23 protein-coding genes are annotated in these 22,850 nt (G+C 59.9%); 8 read left to right on the forward strand and 15 right to left on the reverse strand.

All coding sequences use genetic code 11. From position 1 onward, the window contains the following. Position 1: 1 nt before the first annotated feature. The 3 genes from AC1DD7_RS23800 to AC1DD7_RS23810 are packed head-to-tail and all read right to left on the reverse strand — an operon-like array spanning position 2 to position 2,524. Positions 2-568: a VOC family protein gene (locus AC1DD7_RS23800; RefSeq protein ID WP_477516842.1), complete on the reverse strand. Its 567-nt coding sequence runs from the start codon at positions 566-568 to the stop codon at positions 2-4. Further along, positions 565-1,560 carry a LacI family DNA-binding transcriptional regulator gene (locus AC1DD7_RS23805; RefSeq protein ID WP_442003637.1) on the reverse strand — a complete coding sequence of 332 codons (996 nt, stop codon included), beginning with the start codon at positions 1,558-1,560 and terminating at the stop codon, positions 565-567. Before AC1DD7_RS23805 ends, AC1DD7_RS23800 begins: the two co-directional genes overlap by 4 nt. Beyond that, the gene (locus AC1DD7_RS23810) at positions 1,553-2,524 is read right to left on the reverse strand and encodes a Gfo/Idh/MocA family protein (RefSeq protein WP_442019210.1); all 972 of its coding nucleotides are present in this window, start codon (positions 2,522-2,524) and stop codon (positions 1,553-1,555) included. Before AC1DD7_RS23810 ends, AC1DD7_RS23805 begins: the two co-directional genes overlap by 8 nt. Before the next feature lie 150 nt (positions 2,525-2,674). On the opposite strand from AC1DD7_RS23810, the gene AC1DD7_RS23815 reads away from it, so the two are divergent. From AC1DD7_RS23815 to AC1DD7_RS23825, 3 genes are all read left to right on the forward strand, one after another. Continuing rightward, positions 2,675-3,322 carry a bifunctional 4-hydroxy-2-oxoglutarate aldolase/2-dehydro-3-deoxy-phosphogluconate aldolase gene (locus tag AC1DD7_RS23815; RefSeq protein ID WP_477516843.1) on the forward strand — a complete coding sequence of 216 codons (648 nt, stop codon included), beginning with the start codon at positions 2,675-2,677 and terminating at the stop codon, positions 3,320-3,322. Then, entirely contained in the window at positions 3,322-3,870 is a 549-nt protein-coding gene (locus tag AC1DD7_RS23820) for a P-loop nucleotide/nucleoside kinase family protein (RefSeq protein WP_442019212.1), read from the forward strand. Before AC1DD7_RS23815 ends, AC1DD7_RS23820 begins: the two co-directional genes overlap by 1 nt. A gap of 257 nt (positions 3,871-4,127) precedes the next feature. After that, entirely contained in the window at positions 4,128-5,549 is a 1,422-nt protein-coding gene (locus AC1DD7_RS23825) for an MFS transporter (protein ID WP_477516844.1), read from the forward strand. 79 nt (positions 5,550-5,628) lie between these two features. On the opposite strand, the gene AC1DD7_RS23830 is transcribed toward AC1DD7_RS23825, so the two are convergent. From AC1DD7_RS23830 to AC1DD7_RS23860, 7 genes are all read right to left on the reverse strand, one after another. Beyond that, the gene (locus AC1DD7_RS23830; RefSeq protein WP_442019214.1) at positions 5,629-6,120 is read right to left on the reverse strand and encodes a PaaI family thioesterase; all 492 of its coding nucleotides are present in this window, start codon (positions 6,118-6,120) and stop codon (positions 5,629-5,631) included. A gap of 20 nt (positions 6,121-6,140) precedes the next feature. Beyond that, a complete protein-coding gene (locus tag AC1DD7_RS23835) occupies positions 6,141-7,022 on the reverse strand; it encodes a sulfurtransferase (protein WP_477516845.1) in 882 nt (293 codons plus the stop codon). Positions 7,023-7,103: 81 nt separating this feature from the next. Continuing rightward, the gene (locus AC1DD7_RS23840; protein WP_442019216.1) at positions 7,104-7,721 is read right to left on the reverse strand and encodes a CGNR zinc finger domain-containing protein; all 618 of its coding nucleotides are present in this window, start codon (positions 7,719-7,721) and stop codon (positions 7,104-7,106) included. A gap of 58 nt (positions 7,722-7,779) precedes the next feature. Then, positions 7,780-8,568, reverse strand: a complete 789-nt coding sequence (locus tag AC1DD7_RS23845; RefSeq protein ID WP_477516846.1) for an enoyl-CoA hydratase/isomerase family protein — start codon at positions 8,566-8,568, stop codon at positions 7,780-7,782. A 54-nt stretch (positions 8,569-8,622) separates the two neighbouring features. After that, a complete protein-coding gene (locus AC1DD7_RS23850) occupies positions 8,623-9,840 on the reverse strand; it encodes an alpha/beta fold hydrolase (RefSeq protein WP_477516847.1) in 1,218 nt (405 codons plus the stop codon). After that, entirely contained in the window at positions 9,841-10,563 is a 723-nt protein-coding gene (locus AC1DD7_RS23855; protein WP_442003627.1) for a flavin reductase family protein, read from the reverse strand. It abuts the gene before it with no gap. 217 nt (positions 10,564-10,780) lie between these two features. After that, complete coding sequence (locus tag AC1DD7_RS23860; protein ID WP_442019220.1) at positions 10,781-11,950, reverse strand: thiolase family protein; 1,170 nt, start codon at positions 11,948-11,950, stop codon at positions 10,781-10,783. A gap of 232 nt (positions 11,951-12,182) precedes the next feature. Here AC1DD7_RS23860 and AC1DD7_RS23865 point away from each other — a divergent pair, with 232 nt between their 5' ends. The 3 genes from AC1DD7_RS23865 to AC1DD7_RS23875 are packed head-to-tail and all read left to right on the forward strand — an operon-like array spanning position 12,183 to position 15,010. Further along, on the forward strand, positions 12,183-13,076 hold the full coding sequence (locus AC1DD7_RS23865) for an alpha/beta hydrolase (protein ID WP_477516848.1): 894 nt from the start codon (positions 12,183-12,185) through the stop codon (positions 13,074-13,076). 33 nt (positions 13,077-13,109) lie between these two features. Beyond that, positions 13,110-13,961, forward strand: a complete 852-nt coding sequence (locus tag AC1DD7_RS23870) for an MBL fold metallo-hydrolase (RefSeq protein WP_477516849.1) — start codon at positions 13,110-13,112, stop codon at positions 13,959-13,961. After that, positions 13,958-15,010, forward strand: a complete 1,053-nt coding sequence (locus AC1DD7_RS23875; RefSeq protein ID WP_477516850.1) for an SLAC1 family transporter — start codon at positions 13,958-13,960, stop codon at positions 15,008-15,010. The genes AC1DD7_RS23870 and AC1DD7_RS23875 overlap by 4 nt, the downstream gene beginning before the upstream one ends. Before the next feature lie 439 nt (positions 15,011-15,449). Here AC1DD7_RS23875 and AC1DD7_RS23880 read toward each other — a convergent pair whose 3' ends face one another. From AC1DD7_RS23880 to AC1DD7_RS23900, 5 genes are all read right to left on the reverse strand, one after another. After that, positions 15,450-16,835, reverse strand: coding sequence for an MFS transporter (locus tag AC1DD7_RS23880; RefSeq protein ID WP_442003622.1), 1,386 nt, complete (start codon positions 16,833-16,835; stop codon positions 15,450-15,452). A gap of 233 nt (positions 16,836-17,068) precedes the next feature. Next, positions 17,069-17,899, reverse strand: coding sequence for an alpha/beta hydrolase (locus tag AC1DD7_RS23885; RefSeq protein ID WP_477516851.1), 831 nt, complete (start codon positions 17,897-17,899; stop codon positions 17,069-17,071). Positions 17,900-18,150: 251 nt separating this feature from the next. Continuing rightward, positions 18,151-18,645: a tautomerase family protein gene (locus AC1DD7_RS23890; protein ID WP_442003620.1), complete on the reverse strand. Its 495-nt coding sequence runs from the start codon at positions 18,643-18,645 to the stop codon at positions 18,151-18,153. Between the two features lie 231 nt (positions 18,646-18,876). Continuing rightward, a complete protein-coding gene (locus AC1DD7_RS23895) occupies positions 18,877-19,845 on the reverse strand; it encodes an alpha/beta hydrolase (RefSeq protein WP_442003619.1) in 969 nt (322 codons plus the stop codon). A gap of 60 nt (positions 19,846-19,905) precedes the next feature. Continuing rightward, entirely contained in the window at positions 19,906-20,373 is a 468-nt protein-coding gene (locus AC1DD7_RS23900) for a tautomerase family protein (RefSeq protein WP_442003618.1), read from the reverse strand. Between the two features lie 304 nt (positions 20,374-20,677). Between AC1DD7_RS23900 and AC1DD7_RS23905 the strand changes: the two genes are divergently transcribed. Further along, a complete protein-coding gene (locus AC1DD7_RS23905) occupies positions 20,678-21,595 on the forward strand; it encodes an MBL fold metallo-hydrolase (protein WP_477516852.1) in 918 nt (305 codons plus the stop codon). A 243-nt stretch (positions 21,596-21,838) separates the two neighbouring features. Then, entirely contained in the window at positions 21,839-22,849 is a 1,011-nt protein-coding gene (locus AC1DD7_RS23910; protein WP_442003616.1) for a helix-turn-helix domain-containing protein, read from the forward strand. Position 22,850: the final 1 nt, after the last annotated feature.

Genomic DNA, 22,850 nt, shown 5'->3' on the forward strand with positions numbered 1-22,850 from the left:
TTCATGTCCTTTCTGACGTCTTTCTTGTTGCTGCCCAGTCCGCGGGACCGACCAGCCGGGGTGGGTCTGCGACGCGGGACCGATCCACGATCTCCATCAGCAGCCCCCAAGGGGTAATGAAGTAGGTCCAGCGGTTGCCGGATACACGAGGGCTGTCACCTGCGACTTCCTTGCGTTCCCCGAGCACGCGTACCCCTGGTGTTTCCTGAAGCACTTCGATGGCTCCATCGACGTCGTCCACGACGAAGCACAGGTGGTGTCCCCCGGCGTCGCAATGACGCGGTGGCGTCTCGCGCCGCTCAGCGCTGCTCCACTCGAAGAGCTCGATGTTGAGGTTCGGAGGCAGTCTCAGCATGGCGAGTGTGAGCTTGGCATCTGCCGGGACTTCGAAGTTCGTGGGCATAAAATCTTCGTCGGGCCCGCGTTCGGAGCGGTATAGCTCTTCAGCTCCGAGCACTTCGACGAAGAACCGAACGCCCTCGTCAAGGTTTGGAACCGTCAGTCCCACGTGGTCCGTGTACTGGAGTCCCGGCAGACGCCGGAGCGTCGACTCCCCTGCCGCACTCATTTTCGAGGTCCCGAGGTGGAACCGCGCACCAGAAGCTCAGGTTCAAGGACGATGTGGTCCACGGAGCCGTCAACATTCTGCTTTTCTGCCAATTCGATCGCGATATGTCCCATGTCGGCGATGGGCTGCCGCACTGTTGTCAGGGGAGGGTTGAAGCGCGCACCGAGAGCGAGCCCATCGAACCCGATGACCGACACGTCGTCCGGTACCCGCAGGCCGCTCCGACCGAGTTCCGAGATCACTGCAAAGGCCACCATGTCGTTGGCCGCGATGATAGCCGTCGGCGGATTGTCCATCTGCAGGAAGTGCTCTGCCCCGCGCGTTCCCGCATCCAGGTCTGACCCGCTGTCCAGCACCACGGGCGCGCTGCCGCTTTGGGCGGTGAGCTCCAGATAGGCGTCCATACGGTCTTGGGCCGTATGTGTCCCGGCGATACCGGAAACGTAGCCGATCGAGGTGTGCCCCAAGGCATGCAAATGGTCCAACGCCAGCATGATTCCTTTGCGGCTGTCGACGGTGACCGTAGGAACGGAGTCGTCACCTTCCACGCGGTCGATCACCACCACCTTATGGCCGAAGGCAAAACGCTTCAGGGCTTCGGAATCCACCTTCGTGGAGGGCGCCACAATCCCGAACGGGGCATACATCGCCTGCATCGCTGTGAAGTATCCATCGGTCTTGGCCGGGTCGCCGTTGGTGACGCAGAGCATGAGTTGGTAGCCGCGCTCGTCAGCTGCCTGTGTCATTGTCTTGGCAAGTTCTGCGAAGAACGGGTTCGTAATGTCAGGGACAATCAGAGGAATGATGGTGCTGGTCTTTCGACGGAGCGCTTGCGCCAGCGGACTCATGGTGTAGCCGAGTGCCTCGGCGACCCGGAGGATGTGCTCGCGTGTTTCACTCTTCACCGCCTCAGGGCGTGAGAACGCCCGGGAGACTGTTGACCGGTGGACACCGGCAGCTTTTGCAACGACGTCGATACTCAGGTCAGGCATGTTCATTTCCTCCGTGCTGGTCGTCATAGGCCCGCCAAATGGGCCGCATGACATTCTCGAGCTGGGCCAGCGTGGGCAAGCCCCGGAATCCATCATCCAGTGTCCGTGCGACACTCCGCACGAAGGGGTCGTAGAGCGGGTCGCTGTCCACATCGATCTTGTCGGATTCCGTGGTGCCGTCCAGGGCCGTGAAGGTAGCTGTGCCGTCTGAATCGACGGACGCGAATCCCGCTTCTCCGACCGAAGTGAAGCTGCAGTAGCGCTTGAACGGGGAGCCGGGGAATGCGTAGCCCACCTCAACAATGGCTTCGCGTCCGGCCGGCGTGGTGATGATCAAAGTGGCATGATCCTCAACAGCCTGGTCATGAAGGACCGAGGAGAGCCGGGACTGGATATGTGCCACTGACTCATCGCAGCCCTGAAGGAACAGATCAACGAAATGTGGACCGAGGTTGGCCAAGCATCCTCCGCCAGCCTTGATGGGGTCGAGCATCCAGGGGTTTGCGTTGGAGAGATACCGGGATGGTGGTCCTGCGATGAAAGATGTTCGCTGGTACGTCGGTCGTCCAGCTTTAGCCAGCCATCGGTCGGTCGGGCCGCCCCGCTGGACCAAGGGTACTGTGGCGGGCACGCCAGCTGCCTCGGCGGCCTTACGTACGGCAGAAAGTTGGGCAAGTGAAGTTCCCAGCGGCTTTTCCACCACGAACGGAATACCCCGTTCTATCAGGGCAAAACACTTCTCCGCCATGCCATCGTGGGGGCCAAAGACATAGGCAAGGCCAACATCGGGAAGGTCCACTAGCTTCTGCCAGTCAGCCTCCACCGGTGCTCCCCAGCCGTCGGCAAGTCCTTGGACGATGGACACGTCCTCGTCACTGACTCCGAGGACGTTGTGCTCGTCGCCAATGGCCTGCGCATAAAGCGGAACGTGCCAATGGGAAGCACCAAGAATGATTGTGCGCACATGAGTCAACCGCAATACCCCCTTGTATGAGATCGGTTGCTGAGATCGGTTGCAATAACAGTATGGATGGTGGGAGAGTTTGTCAACGGAACATCAACACGAGCCGGGCTGCTCAAGACCAGGACGCTTCCCGTCCGGAAAGAAGCCAGCATGCAAAAGAAACTTCGCACCCTGCAAACCATCGACGAATCCGGGGCCGTACTCATCGTGCGACTCGAGAACGCCGAACTCGCCGAACGCGTGGCGGAAGCCGCTATCGAAGGAGGCTTCAAAGCCCTCGAAATCACGCTTTCCATTCCCGGCGCCGTAGACGTCATTCGACGACTCGCCGCCAAGCATGGGCCCACCGGCGTGGCAGTCGGCGCCGGGACCGTGTTGGATGAGCATTCAGCCTACGAGTGCATCCGCGCCGGCGCAGAGTTCTTGGTCAGCCCGCAGTTGAACCCTGCGATGATCCGCACAGCCAACCGATACCAAATACCAACAATCAGTGGGGCTTACACACCGACTGAGCTAGTGGAAACAGCAGAAGCGGGTGCGGATATCCTCAAGCTCTTCCCCACCGAGGCTGGCGGCATTGCCTATGCGAAGTCTGTGCTGGCGCCGCTGGCCCATCTGCCGATCATGCCCGCAGGTGGCGTGACACTGGAAAACGTCGGCGAATGGTTCGCGGCGGGCGTGGCGGGCGTCGGTGTGGGCAGCTACGTGACAAAGGCATGGCAGCCGGACGGCGACTTTACCCGCGTCACGAAAGCTGCCGAGGAATTCCTGTCAGCAGTGGCAGAGGCCCGCCGATAATGTCTCCGGGTGTCTTCATTGTTATCGGACCGGCCGGCTCGGGAAAAACGACGGTTGCCCAGCAAACAGCAAAGGAACAGGAAGCGGCATACCTGGACAAGGACCGGGTATGTGGCCGCTTCGTTGAATTCGCGCTGACCGCGACCGGGCACGATCCCACCGACCGCGAGTCCAACGACTACTATCGCGACAACCTGCTGCCCCTTGAGTACGAAACCCTCATGGATGTGGCGGGCGTGAACCTACGCCTCGGCCGGTCAGTGGTCCTTGATGCTCCCTTTGGAGCCTACTTCGGAGAAGCAGATTATTTGACCCGTGCTGCAGAAAACTTTCTGTGGCCCTCGTGCGAGATCACAGTCATCCGAGTGCGGGTACGTCAGGAAGTTCTCCGCGAACGGCTCACCCACCGCGGACTGGAGCGCGACCAGTGGAAACTCGCCCATTGGGATGAATACTGGTCTGCGTACGGCAGCTTGGAGTGCGCCTGGTCCGGAGTGCAATTCCTGGACTTCAACAACGAAGCGCCTCTTTCCATTGAGGCTGAGTAAACCGACCTTCGGCCTACACGCGCCACAAGTAAAACGTTGACAAGCATCACATTCAGTCCGTAAGGTTGATTGCAACCGATCTCAGCAACCGATCTCATTTGCGTTTCCCAGGTAAGAACCGCTGGAAACGCAAAGCCTTGAAGAGTTCGCGTACCGGCCCCATGCTTGGCATTAAGCGCCCATATCGCAGTCGGCCGCCTCGCCGATGCCCCGGATCGAAACCCTATCCTCCCTGGAACCCAAATATGGAGAGTTCAATGAAGACCTCAAAAGAAGCGCTGGACAGTCCAGGCTCTTCGGAATTTCCCGAAGCGTCCGAGCCGCCCCGCCGCCGCGTCAACCTGATCGCAGGTACCATCGGCCACTTTGTGGAGTGGTACGACTGGTACATCTACGGGCTGCTCGCAGCAGTATTTTCGTCGCAGATCTTTCCGAGTGACTCTGCGTTCGCATCCCTCGTGGCAGCCCTTCTCACTTACGCGGTGGGGTTTGTGGTTCGGCCTCTTAGCGGCATCATCATCTCGCCGCTGGCAGATCGTTTCGGCCGACGGCTTATTCTGACACTGTCCATCTCCGGGATGGCCCTCGGAGCCCTGATCATCGGCCTTACGCCGTCCTTTGGAACCATCGGCTACGCCGCCCCAATTCTCTTCTTGGTTGCGCGCATCCTGCAAGGAATCTCCGCCGGCACCGAGCAGCAGAGCGCCATCGCGTTCATGGTCGAACACGCTCCTGCAAACCGCAGGGGTCTCTTCGGTTCGTTTTCCAACATGGCAAGCGGCCTCGCAACTCTCGCAGCGACTGGTGCTGCGGCTATGGTCACTTCAGCCTTCTCCCCCGATGAACTGGCTGCGTGGGGTTGGCGCATTCCGTTCGTCATTGGCGGTGCGCTCGGAGTAGTCGGTCTCATTCTGCGCGCCCGTTCGGATGAAACCCCTGAATTTGAAGCAAGTGCCGCCGTCGATCAAAAGTCTGCACCGGCGCGTCTGCGGGATCTCCTGCGCGATCATCCAAAGGCCCTGCTGCAGACGGCAGCCCTTTCTGCCCCCGCAGTGGCGTACTACACATGGGCGACCTTCCTGCCCACTTACGCCAAACTCACGACTGGCCGGGACCTCGCCTCAACGCTTGCAGGAAGTGTCATCGGACTTGCATTACTCGTGATCATCGTGCCAATTTGTGGTTATCTTTCCGACCGTCTCGGCCGCCGCAAGATCTTCCCCATCATCGGCGCCATCGGCATGATCGCACTGTTCTACCCCTTGCTTTTGCTGTTGAACCAGCCAGGGTTCGGCGTTTACGTTTTGGTTTCAGCTTCAGGCTGGGTGGTCCTTGGTATCTGGCAGTCGGTCTACCCGACGATTCAGGCAGAACTGTTTCCTGCATCCGTCCGGGTGTCCGGCATCGGGTTCTCTCACCAGATCGTGATTGCCATCTTCGGCGGGACCGCACCACTGGTCGCTGCTGCCTTCGTTGGCGCCGGACAGCCAATGTTCGTCGCCTACTACATGATCGCGATAGTCGCCCTATGCCTCATCGTGTACTTCACGCTGCCCGAGACCGGCAGCAGGGGAAAACGTGCCACCGTCGCACCGGCAGACCCCGAAGTATTGGAGGGTGAGCACCTTGTTTCGACGACTGCGCCGGCCGCGGTCCGGACGAAGAGTTCAGGGATGTAGATCCCGGGCGATTCACTCGGCAGAGCCCTCGACCGAAACCGGTCGGGGGCTCTCCCTCTGTGGCGCTGACCCCACCAGGTCAGTCGATTGCGAAGACGAGCAGGGAGCCTGTGGCGGTAGCTACGAGCTTGCCCTTGGCGTCAGTGACAGTGCCGTCCGCGAAGGCAACGCGATTGCCAGGCTTCGATACAACGCCTACACAGGTCAATGGGCCGCTGTCAGCCTGCACCGAGCGTAGGTAGTTCACCTTAATCTCTATGGAGGTGTAACCCTGGCCTTGGGGAAGGGTTGTCTGCACGGCGCAACCAAGGGCGGAATCGAGCAGGGTGCAGAGGAGCCCGCCGTGAACCGAGCCGATTGGGTTGTAATGGGACTCGTCGGGATGACAGGTAAAGGTGACAGTGCCCAGTGCCGCATCCACCAGGGTCATGTTCAGTAGTTCGCCCATCGGTGGGGGTGGCAGTTTTTTGCCCATCATTGAGTGCAGGTATTCCAGGCCGCTCATGCCGGGCATGGCGGCCGCGCCAATGGCTGGATCGTCCCACGCTACGACTCGTTTACGCTCACTCACAACTGCTCCTCTTGTTCGCTTCAGCTACCTACCGCTATGGGAGCCCGTACGGCATTGCCCCATTCGGTCCAGGAACCGTCGTAGTTCCTCACCCGGTCCATACCCAGCAGGAAAGTCAGGGCGAACCAGGAATGGCTTGAGCGCTCACCAATACGGCAGTATGTGATAACTTGATCGTCCGCTTTCAGGCCTATTTCTTGGAAGTAGATCTGCTCCAGTTCCCTCCGCGGCCTGAACGTTCCATTATCCGAAACAGCCCGCGCCCACGGCACATTGCGTGCTCCAGGGATATGCCCGCCACGGAGGACCCCCTCCTGCGGGTAATCGGGAATTGAAGTCCGCTCGCCGGTGTACTCCTCGGGGCTGCGGATGTCGATGAGGGATAGGCCGAGGTGTTCCTGGACGTCCTCCTTGAACGCCCGGATGGACGAGTCATCGCGCGTGACTACCGGATAGGACGTTGCGCTCCTTGCCGGCGGCAGCGAAGTCTCGAGGGGACGCCCTTCGGAGATCCACGTTTCCCGCCCGCCATCGAGCAAGCGGACGTCAGGATGGCCAAAGAGACGGAACACCCAGAGGGTATAGGCTGCCCACCAGTTGTGCTTGTCACCATAAATGACAACGGTGCTGTCCCGCGAAATACCTTTGGACATCATTAGATTGGCAAATTCCTGCCCCGCCAAATAGTCGCGAATAACAGGGTCGTTCAGATCTGTATGCCAGTCAATTTTAACGGCCGACGGAATATGGCCCAGTTCATAAAGCAGCGGGTCCTCGTCAGACTCCACGATGACCAGTCTGTCATCAGCCATGTGCCGTACAAGCCATTCAGCCGTAACCAGCCTGTCAGGATGCGCGTACTCGGTGATTCGGGCGGAATTGTCCGCAGGTAAAGCTTGCATTGAGGTCCTTAGTGGGGTTAATAGCCCGGTCAGCGAAAAGACCCCTCCTGCACATTGTTCACGAACGAACAGAAATGGGAGTCAATTCACGAGCTTTGATTCAAGTTTTCGTGCTCGGTGCGCCCGGAGATTCGCCGGGTTTCCACAAATTCTTACGTCATGCCACACGCCGCTGTTGTTGCGGGAGCGATCAAAGAACGCAACCCTGCATTTTTCGCTGCGGCATAGTTTGAGCCGATGCCAGGTCCCTGCGAGTTGGGCCTGGAAGATCTCCGTCATAGCCAGGGATTCAATGTGCCCGGCTCCGGCTCCCTGCGGTTCAGCCTGGATCTCGCCATTGGACTTGAGCCTCAAGGAGGTGGCGGTCGTCCAGACTGTGGGCAAGGCGTCAATGTCGGAACGAACGACGGCGTCCGGGTCGCCTCCGGCGTTTAGCGTGCCCGCAAGTTCATCACGAAAGTACCGCAGGTGTTCCAGGTCGCGTTCCGTAAGTTTGACTTCGACATAACGCCGTCCGGTGGCCAGTGCCCACTGTTTCAGACCAGCATCCAGCCAATCCTGGGCGAGCCCGAGATCAAGCAACAAATCGGTCCTTCGCGGCTTTCCAGCCGATTTCGTGTTGAGCAGGTCATGCACAAAACCCAGCCCTCCGGGAGCACTTTCCATGTCATAGCGTTGCGTCGCGTTCCAGTCGCTCACTGCATCCCCTCTCGCCAACTTCCAGGGCACCCTTGGCCATCCACCATGTTAAGTGCGATTAGCGGCCTTGAAATTCCAACACCGGGCGCGGCCGTCCCGCTTCCAGTGCCTCCACGGCCGATTTCAGCCCGGCCTGGGTGTCTTCGCGTTCAAACAACGGCATGGCGATATCGAACATCGCTTGGTCTGCCGCAGCGACGCCGCCCAACGACCAGGTTCTCAGGAGCGCCTTATGCGCAGCGTATGCCTGTGTAGCTCCAGTGGCGATCCGCTGGGCAAACGCCAAGACTTCCTCCCGGAGCTTGTCATCGGAAACGACGCGGTTCACCACTCCTGCTCGGTTCATTTCAGAAGCGGATACTTTCTCCGAAGTCATCGCCCATTCTGCTGCCCGGGTCTTGCCTGCCCTTTCGGCAACGCGATAGATGCCACCCAAGAGGGTGACGATGCCAAGAGTTTGCTCCGGATGCCCGAACTCCGCTGATTCTGCTGCGAAAATGAGGTCGGCCCGCAGGGCGAGTTCAAACCCTCCTCCAAAGCAAAGGCCCTGAACTTCGGCAATCACCGGCATCGGCAGCAACTCCAACTGGTTGAAGACTGACATGTAGCGCTCAAACAAGGCACGCAACTCCCGCGTTTCCGCACCCGGCCACGTCATGATGTCGCCTCCGAAACTGAAGTCGGCGCCTTCAGCCCGAATGATGACCACACGGGCGTCGCTACTGCCTATCACGGTCACAGCTTCGGAAAGCTCGTCCGCCATCTGAAGGTCGATCCGGTTCTGGGGCGGATTGTCCAGGATGATGGTGGCAATCTGGTCCTGGACCGTAAACGTAAGGTGGGTCATTGGCATAAGCCCTTTCGCTAGGAAGTAGTTGCGAACCAGCTGAATCCGAAGGAATCAGTCGGCGGAGTAGAAACGGGATTCATCGCCCACGGACTTCCCGAGGCGTTTCCCCAGTTCAGCCGAAAACCGGAGCGCTGCGTCAAGCGGGCGATGGTGGATGGCAGCCGAGACGATCTGGCCGGCTTCGTCTTTGGTGAGGATAGTGACTCCGTCGATCTTGAGACCACTGAACGCGGTGGCCTGCCATTCAAGGTAAGTGCGCGGCCCATTGACGGTTTGATGGGTGAACTCCAGCGATTCGTAAATAGAGCTGGCTGCGCTCATTACCGCTTTCACGTTCTCCCGGCCGGTGATGGGCGATCGGATAACGGAAGCCTCAAGCACCACGTCGCGGTGGAAGGCCTCGCCAAAGTCGTCAGCGGATTTGCTGGCAAAAGCGTTGATCCAGCCTTGGGCGTCTCCTCCGCCAGACGTAGTGGCAGATGCTTCAGAAACTTCTTTGAGGAATCGGCCGATGAAACCGGCCACGTTCTGAGGCTGCTCGACGTGAGGCCAGTGGCCCGCCCCGCTGAGTACTTCCTCCTTGACGTGCCGGAATCGCGGGGCGACAGCTGAAGAGATCAGCTCGGCGGTCGCGAACGGGTCTGCTTCACCGCGGATTATTAACACTGGTGAGCTAAATTCGCTCTCCGCAGGGGCGTTCGGAATCCCTTCGTTCCAGCAGTCCACGAGGTGGGTCACGACTTCCGGACGGATGCGGCCCCCTATGTAGGTGAGCTTGTCCAACCCGAACTCGTTCAACCCGCCGCCGAGGTACTGCCGGATCCCTCGTTGGGCTGCTGCATCTCCACCCAGATGCCGGAAAGGACCAACAGCTTCCTCAGGAAGGTGTGTCCCCGCTAAAGGCACCGGGGTAACAAATACAGCACCCACCACTTTGTCTGGATGGCGGACCCCAACTAGTTCGGCTACGAGCGTTGCCATGCTCTGCGCGACGACCACGACGGGCCTGTCCAGACCCGCCACGACGCGAGCGACGTCGTCGGCGTATCGCTCCAGGCTGTAGGGGCCTTCGTCCCCGCTCCGGTCCCCCATCCCTGCCAGGTCCAGCCTCAGAAACTGGGCGTTCGCGGTGGCGAGTTCGGAGACGACGTCGTCCCAGACACTCTGGTCATCCAGGAATCCGTGGATGAAAAGTACGGCCACATCGCCGCTGCCAGTGGTTGTCAACGAGGGGTCCTGCTTCTGCAACTGCTCCATTACAGTGCTCATCTACTGCTCCTTGGTGAGGGTCGAGCCGGATGGGGACCAGGCTGCTGTATTGATGGGTGACCAGTCGCTCGGCTGACCGTCCAGCCGTGCCATGCGTTGCTTGTGCTTGGACTTGAGGAGTTCATCCTCAAGCGGCGTGGTAAACACGTTTTCAACCAGGGTGTACTCAGCCGCCAACCGCCCGACGGCGGTAACTGCTGCCGTATCAATCCGGCCTCGTTCCAGGTAAAGCTCGTCTTTGACGTGGAAACGGACAACTTCGCCCCAGACCACGTGATCGTTCATCTCGCCCACAGGGATGATGCGGTTAACGATGCATTCCATTGCGATGGGAGCGTCTTTGATCCTGGGCGCAGACACGGCTTGTGAAGCCTCTTTTTCCAGCCCCACTGCCTCAAACTCGTCGATGCCCGAGGGAAATTCGAAGGCGGAGGAGTGCAGGGCGTCTGCCTGTGGAAGGGTCGCCACGTTCACCACAAAGTTTCCCGTTTCGCGAATGTTGACGAAGGTGTCCTTGAGGGTCTTCCCGTCTGAGCGCGGCTGCAGCGAGATCGACACCATGGGCGGCTTTCGCCCCACCGCCGTGAAGAAGGAAATGGGCGCAAGATTGGCCACTCCGTCGGGTGAGACGGTGCTCACCCAGGCGATGGCCCTGGGAATGATGCTTCCGATGAGGAGTTTGTAGGAGTCGACGGCGTCGAGATCCGCACTATTGATGATCATGGAGAGCCTTTATCTTTCCTTGTCAGTGTGGGGGCGTTCCTTAGAAGAAACGCGACCTGAGGCTGCATCGGCGCGGCCTGCGGTGGTGGGAAGTTTTGGAGCCTAGTGAAAGGCAGCTGAAGTAAGCGTATCCGCTTTACCTATTTCAGACAAGAGTGTTGATTGAGAATTCGAAAACGCCTTGGGTGCCGCAACCGCGCGGGGGGCGGGGCGGCGGCTATCGCTCCAGAACGACAGCAAGGCCTTGCCCGACGCCGATGCAAATGGCAGCGACTCCAACACCGCCTCCACGGCGCTTCAGCTCGCGCGCCAGGTGTATGAGAATGCGGGAGCCGGACGCCCCCAGCGGGTGGCCCAGCGCCAAGGCTCCACCATGGATATTCACTTTCTCCGGGTCCAGGTCAGGCCAAAGCCGCAGGCACGCAAGGCTTTGGGCGGCAAACGCTTCGTTGAGCTCGACGACGTCGACGTCTGCCCAGGTCTTGCCTGCCCGGGCAAGCGCCTGATTCGCAGCCTCCACAGGGGCAATGCCGAAAACGTTCGGATCGTTGCCGGCCACCCCACGTGAAACGATGCGAGCCAGAGGTTCCGTTTCGAGGGCACCTTCACGGCCGATGAGCATGGCCGCCGCCCCATCATTGAGCGGAGAGGAATTACCCGCCGTTACCGAGCCACCGTCGCGGAACGCCGGCTCCAAGCCAGCCAGGGCCACCTCGGAGGTGCCGGGTCGCACGCCCTCATCGGTGAGGAGCGTCGAATCCGGATGGGGCACGACTTCGTCGTCGTAGATGCCCTCGGACCAGGCCTTGGCAGCCAAGGTGTGGCTTCTCACGGCAAACTGGTCTTGCTCGGTCCTTGATATGCCAAACTTGTCGGCCAGGATTTCAGCCGTCTCGCCATTGGAGATAGTCCAGGCCTCGTTCATCCGGGGGTTGACCATACGCCAGCCCAGCGTCGAACTGTGCAGGGTTTCAGGGCCAGCGGGATACGCCCTCTCGGGTTTTCCCAGGATCCAGGGCGCCCTGCTCATCGACTCAACACCCCCGGCAACAATCAGGTCGGCATCTCCGATTTCCACAGCGCGGCTTGCCTGGATGGCAGCCTCAAGTCCAGAGCCGCACAGTCGATTGACCGTGACGCCAGGTACCGACGTCGGAAGCCCGGCGAGCAGCGCAGCCATGCGCGCCACATTGCGGTTATCCTCCCCAGCACCATTGGCGTTGCCCAGGATCACCTCGTTAATCCTGTCCGCTTCCAGCCCGGGCTGCCTGCCCACCACTTCGCGGACCACATGGGAGGCCAAATCGTCAGGACGAACGCCAGCCAATGACTTACCGAATTTTCCGAAGGGGGTTCGGATCCCGTCGTAGATGAAGCTGCTTGCCATGCTTCTGCCTTTCGTCGTGCATCGGGGAAGGAAATCTGGAATGGGTAGCCGGCACGCGGCCGTGAAAGGAGCATACGCCAAAAAATCGTTGCAGGACATAGTCTAAAGCTGTACGCTTATTTCACGTCTTTACCCCCTTTACTCACACCTCACAAATTCCCCGCGGCGCGCGGCGTTGCTCCCGCGGCTTCACCCTGCCCGTCCAGGGGCGCTGGAAAGAAAAGAGAGACTCATGGCAGAACGACTGGATGTTGAATTCACGGCCGATGGGGGCATCACGCTCCGTGCTTGGCTCTACATCCCGGATGGGCCAGGGCCTCATCCCGCCATCACCATGGCACACGGCTATGCCGGAACCCGAGCTCATCGCCTCGACGCATACGCCTCCCGCTTTGCTGCCAACGGATTCGTGGTCCTGGTCCACGACCACCGCAATTTCGGCGCGAGTGATGGCGAACTTCGTCATGACATCAATCCCTGGCAGCAGATCAAGGACTGGCGCCGGGCGGTAACCTATCTCGAAGGCAGGCCCGAAGTGGACCCCTCGCGCATAGGCCTCTGGGGGTCCAGCTACTCCGGCGGGCACGCGCTTGTTTTGGGGGCCACGGAAGGACGGCTCAAAGCAGTGGTGTCCCAGGTGCCCGCCATTAACGGCCATGTGGCCGGCTCCCGGAGGGCAGTGGGCGATGCCAGGACGGCGCTGGAACAGTCCTTCATCGACGACGAACGGGACCAAGCCGCCGGCAAGGCACCCAGGATGATCGCAGTGGTAAGCAGTGATCCAAATCAGCCTGCCGCGTACCGGCTTCCCTCCGCCCTGCGCTTCTACACGCAACCCGGTCCGGAAGAATACGGCTGGGACAACACCGTCACCTTGCAATCCACCCGGGCAGCGCGCCTGTACGAACCGGGAGTCTGGGCCTCAAGGGTGTCCCCGAAGCCGCTGCTCTTCATCGTGGCCGCTGACGATGAACTGACCGGCACGGACCTGGCCCTCGAGGCCTACGAACAGGCCCAGGAGCCCAAATCACTCGTGATGCTTCCGGGCGGCCACTTCGAGCCGTACGTAGAAAACTTCGAAGAATCAAGTTCCGCCGCCCTCGACTGGTTCTTGCTACACCTCTAACCACCACAAGCTTCAGGGAAAGTGACGCATACTATGGCACCCACAACCGAGCTGGTTTACGACGTCTTTGTCTCCGGCACCCTGCCTCAAACGGGACGAGGCACACTTCCCAACGGTGACCCCCGCATCTGGTCCCCGCTATCCTCCACGCTGATCTCCGGACAGGAGAACGCGGTGCTGGTTGACCCGCCCATGACGGTGGACCAGACAACGAGGGTCGGGGACTGGATTGAGGCCTCAGGGAGGACACTTAGCCACATCTACATCACCCACGGCCATGGCGACCACTGGTTCGGCGCAGGTCCCCTGGCCGAGCGGTTTCCGGGGGTTACAGTACTGGCAACCCCGGGCACGCTCCAGGAAATGGCCATGCACGGCTCCCCGGAGTTCCGTTCCTCCTTCTGGGACTCGATCTTCCCCGACCAGATTCCGCCCACCACAACAGTGACCCAGCCGGTGGACAATGGGTCGTTTGAACTTGAGGGTCATGAACTGCAGATCATTGAAGCGGGCCATACCGACACCGACAACACCACCATGCTCTTCGTTCCCTCCATCGGGCTCCTGGTAGCCGGGGACGCCGTCTATAACGGGGTCCACCCCTATCTGACCGAGTCCCAGGACGGGGGTCTGGAAGCCTGGCTGCGGGCGATTGATATCGCGGAAAGCCTCGATCCGAAGTTCGTTGTGGCCGGCCACAAGAATCCCGCAGTGCCCGATCTGCCCGGACAGATCCAAGAGACCCGCAGGTACCTTTTGGACGCATCAAAGCTCCTGGCCGAGCAACCAACGCCGGAGGAGTTCTTCTCCGCAATGCTTGCGCTTCATCCTGATCGGATAAACCCGGGTGCATTGTGGGGTGCGGCCATGAAACTGCTCAGTTGACCAGCAGACAGGCGCCCACGATAGGGCGCGTTGCGACGACTTCGGAAGCTCAGTTGCCCGATCTCGTCACTGAACCACCGCCTCCCCTCGCTGAACCTCCCCCAAAGCCTCCGTCGCACCCGTTCAACCTGTTTGCCATTCCCCTGGGCATCACTGGGCTGGGAGGCGCCTGGCAGGCGGCACGCCTGACACTTCGTGCTCCCGCATGGCCAGCGGAGGTCTTTTACGGGATAAGTGCCGGCATCTGGTCCATCCTGCTTATCCGGTATCTGGCAAAAAGTTTCCGATACGGGTCCAAGGGACACTTCGACAAAGAACTAAGGCACCCCGGAAACGGCCCGTCAGCGTCGTTCATTCCCCTGGTGGGCATCCTCCTGAGCAGTCACTACATCGAATACAACAAGACGTTTTGGTCCCTGCTGTGCCTGTGCTTCATCATCGCTCTCACGCTGCTCGGAGCAAGACTTCTGGCCCACTGGGTGACCGGAGGAGTGACTCTGGAATGGGTCCACCCGGGTTACCTGCTTCCCGTTGCCGCAGGTCCCTTCATCGCCAGCATCGGCTTCTCCACCATGGGTTTGCCCCAAGCAGCGATCGCCGCGTGGGGAACCGGCGCTTTTTTCTGGCTGGTGATGGGAACGGTGGTGACGGTGCGCTTCATGGCGGGGATTGAGATGCCGGACGAGTTGAAGCCCGTCTTGGCCGCGTATGTGGCCGCCCCCGCAACGGCCTGCGTTGCCTGGATAGTCATCCGCCCGGAGGGTTCCGGAATCATCCAGACAGGACTCACGGGAATCCTCCTCATGATGATTCTGATGCAGGTGGTTCTGATTCCCCAGTACGCCAGCCTGCCGTTTTCGTTGACGTTCTGGATCTTCACCTTCCCGGTGTCAACGTCGGCGAACTACGGCATCCGGTGGCTCAAGACCGTCGACGTCGCCGGCTCGGAACTCATCTCCTGGGCCCTCTTGGGCCTTGCCACGGCTTTTGTTCTTGGCACCGGAATACGGACACTCATTCACGGTTCGCCAGCCAAGAAAGAGCGCTGACGCTTCCGCATAGGCGTGACCACAGCAAGTCCGCGCGGAGGCGCCCAACTGGATGTTCGACGTCGGGCGCTTGAGTTCTGGGAATGGTTGCGGCGCGCAGGGGCGACAAGGAAGGACCTTCGGGTGGAGCGGGACTTGTAGAGAGTCCAGCTCCACTCGGAGGTCTTTTCCGTGTTCAGGGCACTCGCCGCGAGGGCATGACCGTGGCGCGGGAGCATCGGGCCCTGAGCAGCTCGGCGCGGGATGCCAATTGCTTCTCCAGTCGGCGCCTGCCGGAGGCGCTGCCAGCGAACTGCGCCGGAAGGTGCGACAGCACCCGTTCGGAAGTCAGCGAACCTTGCCACCGGCTGACTCGGCAAACAGCGGAGCCACCTTGCTCCGGAGCAGGAGCAAGGTGGCTCGGATTGGGACTATTTATCGCTGACGTCCTGTGTGACCCTTATGCGTCCGAACGTGAACGGCGCATGGTCATCGCCCTGACTGCCCCCACGGCTGCAGCTCCGGCCAGGAGTGGAATGGCCAGGGCGAAGAAGATCTGGTCCACGCCCCATCCCGCACCCAGCATCACGCCACCCAGCACACCGCTGACGATGGAGCCGGCCTTGCCGAAGCTGTGCATCCATGACACGCCGGTTGCGCGGGCTTCAGTGGGGAAAACGGATGTGCTCAGTGCGTTCATACCGCTGTTGGCACCCACCAGCACAACGCCGATGGTGAAGCCCAGAACCAGCAGCAGGGGCAAGGTCAGATTGACTGATGCCAGGATCCAGGCCGCTCCGGCGGCCAGCGTGAAGGCCGCACCGAGGGATACATATTTGCCCAGCTTCTCCATGGCAAACCCGATAGCCAAGGCTCCGATCACACCGCCGATGCCGAACATCGAAACCACATTGCCTGTGCCCGCGGCGTCGATATGAAGTTGCTTGACGATCAGCGGCAGGTAGTTCAGGAACATATAAACCACTGCGGCGCAGATGAAGTAGCAAAGCCAGATGAGCAGCGATACCACCACAAGTTTCTTGGACAGTACGGCCCTGACACCTCCAACCGGCTTGGCAGCGCCAGCCTGCGGTGCGCCCGTCAGATCCACAGTGTTCATGTCGAAGCCGGGGATGATGGCACTCAGTACCTTCGTCACTTTTTCAGTCCGGCCTCCCCTTCGAATCATGAACACCGTTGATTCCGGAAGGCCCCACAACAGCGCGGGCAGGAGAATCAATGCCAGGACTGTTCCGGTTCCGAGCAGCCACTGCCAGCCCAAGGTGGGGAGAATGGTGGATGCCAGGAAGCCGGTGATGACTGTCCCCAACGGGAAACCCGTGAACGTGATGGCCACAATGGCGGCCTTACGCTTTTCAGGCGCAAACTCGGCAACGAGTGTGATGACCAGGGGCATCACAGCTCCGAGGAACAGGCATGCCACCACCCGGAAGATTCCCAACGTAAGGTCGTTTTGTGCCAGCGCGCCGCCTAAGGTGGCCAGCCCGAATCCTGCCGTGCCTACGATAATCGGGAGCCTTCGGCCGATCTGGTCCGACAGCGGGCCGGCAACCATCGAACCGACGGTGAGGCCCACAACTCCCAGCGTCACCATGGTGGTAACTGTTGCCAGCGAGGTACCCCACTGCGTGACTATTTGTGGGTAGATGAATCCCCACAGGCCGATTTCAACTCCTTCAAGGGTCATGGTCAGGAACCCGAGAAGGATGATCACGCGGCGCCTGTTGCCAAGCGGCGCCTGATTGAGTATTTCCTGAACGGTCAAGCGGGAGGATGCCGGGGTCCGGAGGTCGGTCGTCTTTGACGCCTCGTTGGCAATTGCCATGTTGTTTGCCTTTCTAATGCACGCCGTCGTTGGCGTGCGTGAGCTGATGCGAAGCTCGTAGTGCTCGTGGATCAGGGCACGCAGTCTTCCGTGAGCGATTGCCGTCTAGGTTGTTCCCTTGCGCCTTGCTCATGGCAACCGAATCCTCAAGTGTGATCGGGGACACAGGGTGAACTCTGCGATTGAAAGAAGCTTAAGCTACACAGCTCTTTCAAGCAATGGTTTTTCGGTATTCAATCCGCTGGCCTTGCCGTCCGCGAGATGGCCTCGACCCGAAGCGCCTTCAACCAGCCGCTGATCACGCTCCAGGACTCCTCCCAGCCGCCGTCGAGCATCATGTCATGTCCGATCCCGGCGAGTTCCCGCACATCGGCGCCATAGCGTCGTGCGGTTGCGCGCGCCGACCGCGCTGGCACCATTCGGTCGTGCCTGCTGTGGACGGACAGAAGCGGATATTCGGACTTCACCTTCGCCGGAAGGTGGAAAAGCAGCTGGTACTGGACCCAGGGTGACTCCCCGCAAAGGGATCGGGAGATCTCCGCCGCCTCCTCAGCGCCCATCCGCTCGAACAACATGTCCGGCGGCAGCCGAAGGCTTCGACCCGCGAGAAACCGCATCGCTTGCCAGGGATGGCTTCTCAGCACCGAAAACACCGTTCCGAAGGCCGGACCGGAGGTGATGGAGCCAACAAGCACGCCCGCGCTCACCGTCGTCGGCTGCAGCGCCAACACCCGCTGCACCACCAGTGAACCGAGTGAGTGTCCAACCAAGACGATCTCATCGGCATCGACAGCCTCGACGGCGCGAAGGACGTCTTCAACATAATCCTTCAGCCGGGCGGAACGCAGGCGTCCTCCGCTGCCGCCATGGCCCCTGAGCGAGATCGCGTACGCCGCATAGCCATCCTCGGAGGCTGCGTGCATCCAGTTGCGCCAGCACGTTGCGTCATGACCGAGGCCATGCACAAAGAGAAGAGCAGAACGGGGTCGGATCGCCCCCGGAGGGCCTGACGCGAGAATCTCGAGTTGAACATTGCCGCCGGCGTTAAACATCATCGTTTCCATAGCGGATGAAGCTATCAGAATGTGACAGAAGTAACAACGGTTTGCCTATTGCGACGGTGTTCTGCCGCAAGCCGTGACATGATCAGCACCGCTCCATGAGCGACGTCCGCAATATCGCACCTCTCTGGTCCTTCCCTGCCGGAAACAAAAATGCTCGACCGGAACATACCGGCCGAGCATTTTTGTCTGAACTGTTATTGATTCCCCAGCCGCCAGCGATGTTGCCAGACCCTGCTTGGAAATCGGCTTGCTCAGTAGTAGGGAACGGGACGGTTCTCCTTGCGCCAGAGCTGTTCGAACTCGGACCATCCAGGTGGCGGAACGAGGCCTTGAACGCGCCAAAGGTCCTCAGGGGTTTCGTCGACGTGGATCTCCCAGTCGTAGCCGCGCTCTTTCACGAAGGGCACAAGGACCTCCTCCACTTTGTCGTGGAAGTCTGCCCGGAGCTGTTCCGAGGTCAAGCTTCCGAGGGCGATTCCGTTCACCACCGTCTTCTTGTTCGTGTGGTGCTCGATGTAGTCAACTGTTTTACGGGCTATGTGGTCAAGGCGGATGCGTATGAAATTGTTCGCCGCTTCGCCTCCAACGTAGATGCTGTTGCGGGGCATCTCATGAAAGACGACGACGACGTAAAACTTCGGCAGATCGACCAAGTCGTAGTAGATCGACGTTATTCCTCGAGTCAACGCCTCCTTGTCCTCATCGGTAAAAGCGTCCTTGGGTGTGTAAATTTCCCAGAATGGCATTCCTGGCTCCTCCTTCTCCTTTGTAGGTGTTGCATGGGTGACCGTAGACCCCGTCGCAGGATTAGCAGCGCTGCAATCGTGATCTTCATCACCATATAGCCGCTCGTGACTGCCGGATTGGGACCAGCGCGTCAAGGTGATGTACAACTGCGCCTGGTTGAACAGTGCGTGATTCAGGCGCACTCCGGCAAGGTCCAGTTGCGTGGCTTAAGGCGGTGGCTGCGTGATCTACTAATGCCTATCCAGCGCCACCGCTGTTGGAACAGCAGCCATTGAGGGGAACTCTTCGCCACCACGCAGGTGCTCCAAGAACCATGAACTTGCGGCTTCGCTGGATTGCTCGAAGTGGTCCGTATAGGTGTCGAAGTGGCCGCCTTCATGCACGAGAACCTGCTTCGGATGACGGGCGGACTCGAATGCTGCCAACTGGACTTCCGGGAAGGTGCAGGTATCAGCCCGGCCTACGATCATCAGCAGGGGCTTCGGTGCCAGGTGAGGAATCCATCCGGCTGGTTCGAACTCCAGCAAGTGGGCTACCGATCGTAGCGTCACCTCGTTGCTCCATGACGGCGAATCCTGGAGAGCGAAGTTGATGAAGTCCTGCTCAACGCTCGGAGGAAGGGCACAGAGCGTGTTGGGGTCCGACGAGAAGACCGGAATCATTTCAGGCGCTTCTCCGGCGATACGGCCGCGGCGATCGGCCTCGAGGCGCCGTTCGAGTTCGGCTCTCTGCTCAACGCTGAACATCTGCCGACTATTCAAGTGCCCGCTTACCTGTGGAATCTGGGCAACGACACATCGGACCCTGGGGTCGTTGGCGCCGATCACCATGGCCAGCCCTCCTGCAAAGCTGGATCCCCAGAGGCCAACTCCGGCAGCGCCGTCAACCTCGGGAAGTTCTGTAGCTTGTGTGATCACGTCTCGCCAGTCCGCCATCTGCACATAGGGGTCAACCTCATGGCGGAGCTTGCCCCCTGAAGTGCCAAAGCCTCGGTGGTCGTAGACGATCACGGTGAAACCGGATACCGCGAAGGCCGCTGCATAGTGGTCGATGTGCTCCTTTATTCCACCGAATCCATGGGCCATGACGATGCAGGGTGCGGCCACGTTCGGTTCTGCGTGTAGGTAGCCACGAAGAACGGTTCCGTCCTCTGTCTTGATTTCAATATCTCTTCTTACGAGTGCTTCACTATTTTTCACAAGTGTTTCCTGATCTAACTCGTCGGCAGTTGGTGGTGAGTTGCAGTCCTGTTGGCCTGCTCAGTAGTACGGGACGGGACGGTTCTCCTTGCGCCAGAGCCTCTCAAAGTCCGATTCTCCTGGTGGGGGGACGAGGCCTTGCACACGCCAAAGATCCTCAGGAGTTTCGTCGACGTGAATCTCCCAGTCGTAGCCGCGCTCTTTCACGAAGGGTGCCAGCATCTCCTCGGCCAGATTGTGGAAGTACGCCCTAATCTGTTCGGTGGTGAAGCTTCCTGCGGGCATCCCGTTCACGACCATGTCCTCGTTCATGTCGCGGGCGATATGGTCAACGCGGATGCGTATGAAATTGTTTGCGGCTTCGCCTCCGACGTAGATGCTGTTGCGGGACATGTTGTGGAACACGACGACAACGTAGAACTTCGGCAGGTTCACTAATTCATAGATCGACGTGATTTTCTCTGTCAGCGCCTCCTTGTCCTCATCGGCAAAAGCGCCCTCGGGCGTATAAATCTCCCAGAATGGCATCCAGGCTCCTCCTTCTCCTTTGTAGGTGTTGCATGGTGACCACGGCCCCCTTTGCAGGATTAGCAGCCCCGCAATCGTGATCTTCATCACCGTAGAGCCGCTCGTGACCGCCGGATTGGGACCAGCGCGTCAAGGTGATGTACAACTGCGCCTCGTTGAATTGAACTGCCCCTGCTCCCGTGGCTGACCCTGGCGCACATATGCGACTGAGGGACGCGATTTTCCTATAGCGACCTCGTTGTTCATCCGTAGCGTGGCAACTGTGGCGCCTCGTTCGGAGCCGCCAACCACACTGGAGGTCATAATGAGCAGCAACACCCGTTCCTCGAAGCTAAGCCCGCCGGTCCGTGCGACGGTCTACGCCGGCCGTTGGCCCGAGATCCCGGCCCGCGAGTTTCCCGGCATCCCAACTGGTACTTTCTCTCCCACCACGGCGACTCTTATCAGCGGCCCTACGGAGGCAATCCTCGTTGACGCGCTATTCCTCAAAGAGGACGTCAAGGATCTCGGGGACCTGATCGAGCGCTCGGGCAAGAAACTCACCACGATCTACCTGACCCATGCACATGCCGACCACTATCTGGGCTTTGGACCGCTCCTGGAGCGCTTCCCCGAAGCAAGAGCCGTGGCGCTTCCCCACGTAGTGGAGGCCATCAAAGACACAATGGAGCAGCAACGAGTGGAGTGGGATCTGTTGTTCGGTGACGCTTGCGTGACGGCCGGCCCCCTTCCCGATCCCTTGGAAGGCCACACCCTGCACGTCGATGGGTCGCTGGTGGAGATCATTGAGGTAAAGCAGGCCGACATCAATCCAACCACCGTGGTCCACGTGCCGGACATCGGCCTGGTTGTGGCAGGTGACGCGATTTACAACGAAATCCATCCAATGCTCGGACTCTCCAGGCCCGCGGAGTGGGAGGACTGGCTGGAAACAGTGGATCTTGTGGAGGGCCTCAATCCCCGGATGATCGTCAGTGGCCACCGAAGGCCGGACGGTGATGACTATGCCGTCACTGACATGATCGCCACCACCCGGGCCTACATCAAGGATTTCGCTGCCGCTTATCAAGATGCCAAGGATGCCGAAGAACTCACCCGCGTCATGGTGGCCAAGTATCCGCATCACGGAAACCTGTGGACACTTCAGTTCTCTGCGCAGAGTGCGATAGCACGTCGCGATTCCGGCGAACTCCTCGTAAGCACTGGGACAGAGGTGAACTAGTTACCATTCTTCTTCAGACGTTCGGAAACGAGGCCGCATCCACTCTTCCCTAACATAGTCATTCAGCTTATGGTTATGTCGGAACCCGGAGTGGGGGCCTGAAGGGTGATGCTTCGGGTTCGCCACGGATTTTTGTCTGTGACTGTGGAAAGGGCCGTTTTGTTAGACCTGCGAAATACTCTCAGTACCAACTCGGAGTTCGATGCTCATTGGAGGATCGAAGCAAATGAGCGCATCGCAAGGATGGATCTAAAGCCGATTGGAGCAAGCGAACGTCCAGGGAAGTTCCTGAAGCGCGACCTTGGGGACATCCTGATCACCGACTGGGATTCTCCGCCGATCGAGGGAGTGCGCAGCGCGAAGGACGGACGCGGAGGCGATGAGGCATTGCTGCTCTTCACGGCCTCTGCCGGGAAACAAGTCATAGATACGGCATACGGAAGCGCGGTCCTACAGCCCGGGATCGTGCTTCTGTCCGACACCCGCGGGCCGGGCAAGTTTGTCATTCCGCATTTCGTACGGAAGAAGAGCGTCAGGATACCTTCCTCCGCCCTCATCCCCTTCCTTGCCAAAACAAGTATTCCGGACTCCTTGGTACTCCGGACAGCAGACAGCCCCCTGGCACAGATCCTCCAAGACCTACTGCACGGGATCGACCGTCAATACACCCGAATGTCGCAGTCGGAACTGGAAGGTGCCCGTAACGCGATGCTTTCGCTCATCGCCGGACTGGTCCTCGGTAATAAGGCCAACGTTGGCGGCAGCGACTTCCTGCCAATGCTTCGGCCGCGTCTTGAGCAATGGATTAGCGAGCATCTTCAATGCAGGACCCTCCGGGTAGAGGACATCGCCACAGCACATAATGTCTCTCCGCGAACGGTACAGCGAGCCTTTGCTTCAACAGGTGACAGCGTCCGGTCGGTTGTTCGCGCTCATCGACTCGCGGCGGTCAGGCGCGACTTGCTCACATCCGACCAACCGGTGGCCACAATTGCCCACCGCTGGGGTTTCTTCGACGCTAGTCACTTGAGCCGGATATTCAAGCACGAGTTTGCGATGACACCCGGAGAGTTTCGTGAGAGTTATCAGCAGACAACAGCGCCGGCATCAGCTCCTGCACCCCTTGGTCGCGGCGTTCCGGCGCCAGACTCGGGAGTCAACGAAGCGTCACGGTCAACCGGGTTGATATCCCAGCCCTTGGATGACGCTTGGGCGCCACTCTTCAATGCCCTTGCAGGGGCGAGTCCCACATAGG

The sequence above is a fragment of the Paenarthrobacter sp. 10L412 genome, from assembly GCF_056395565.1.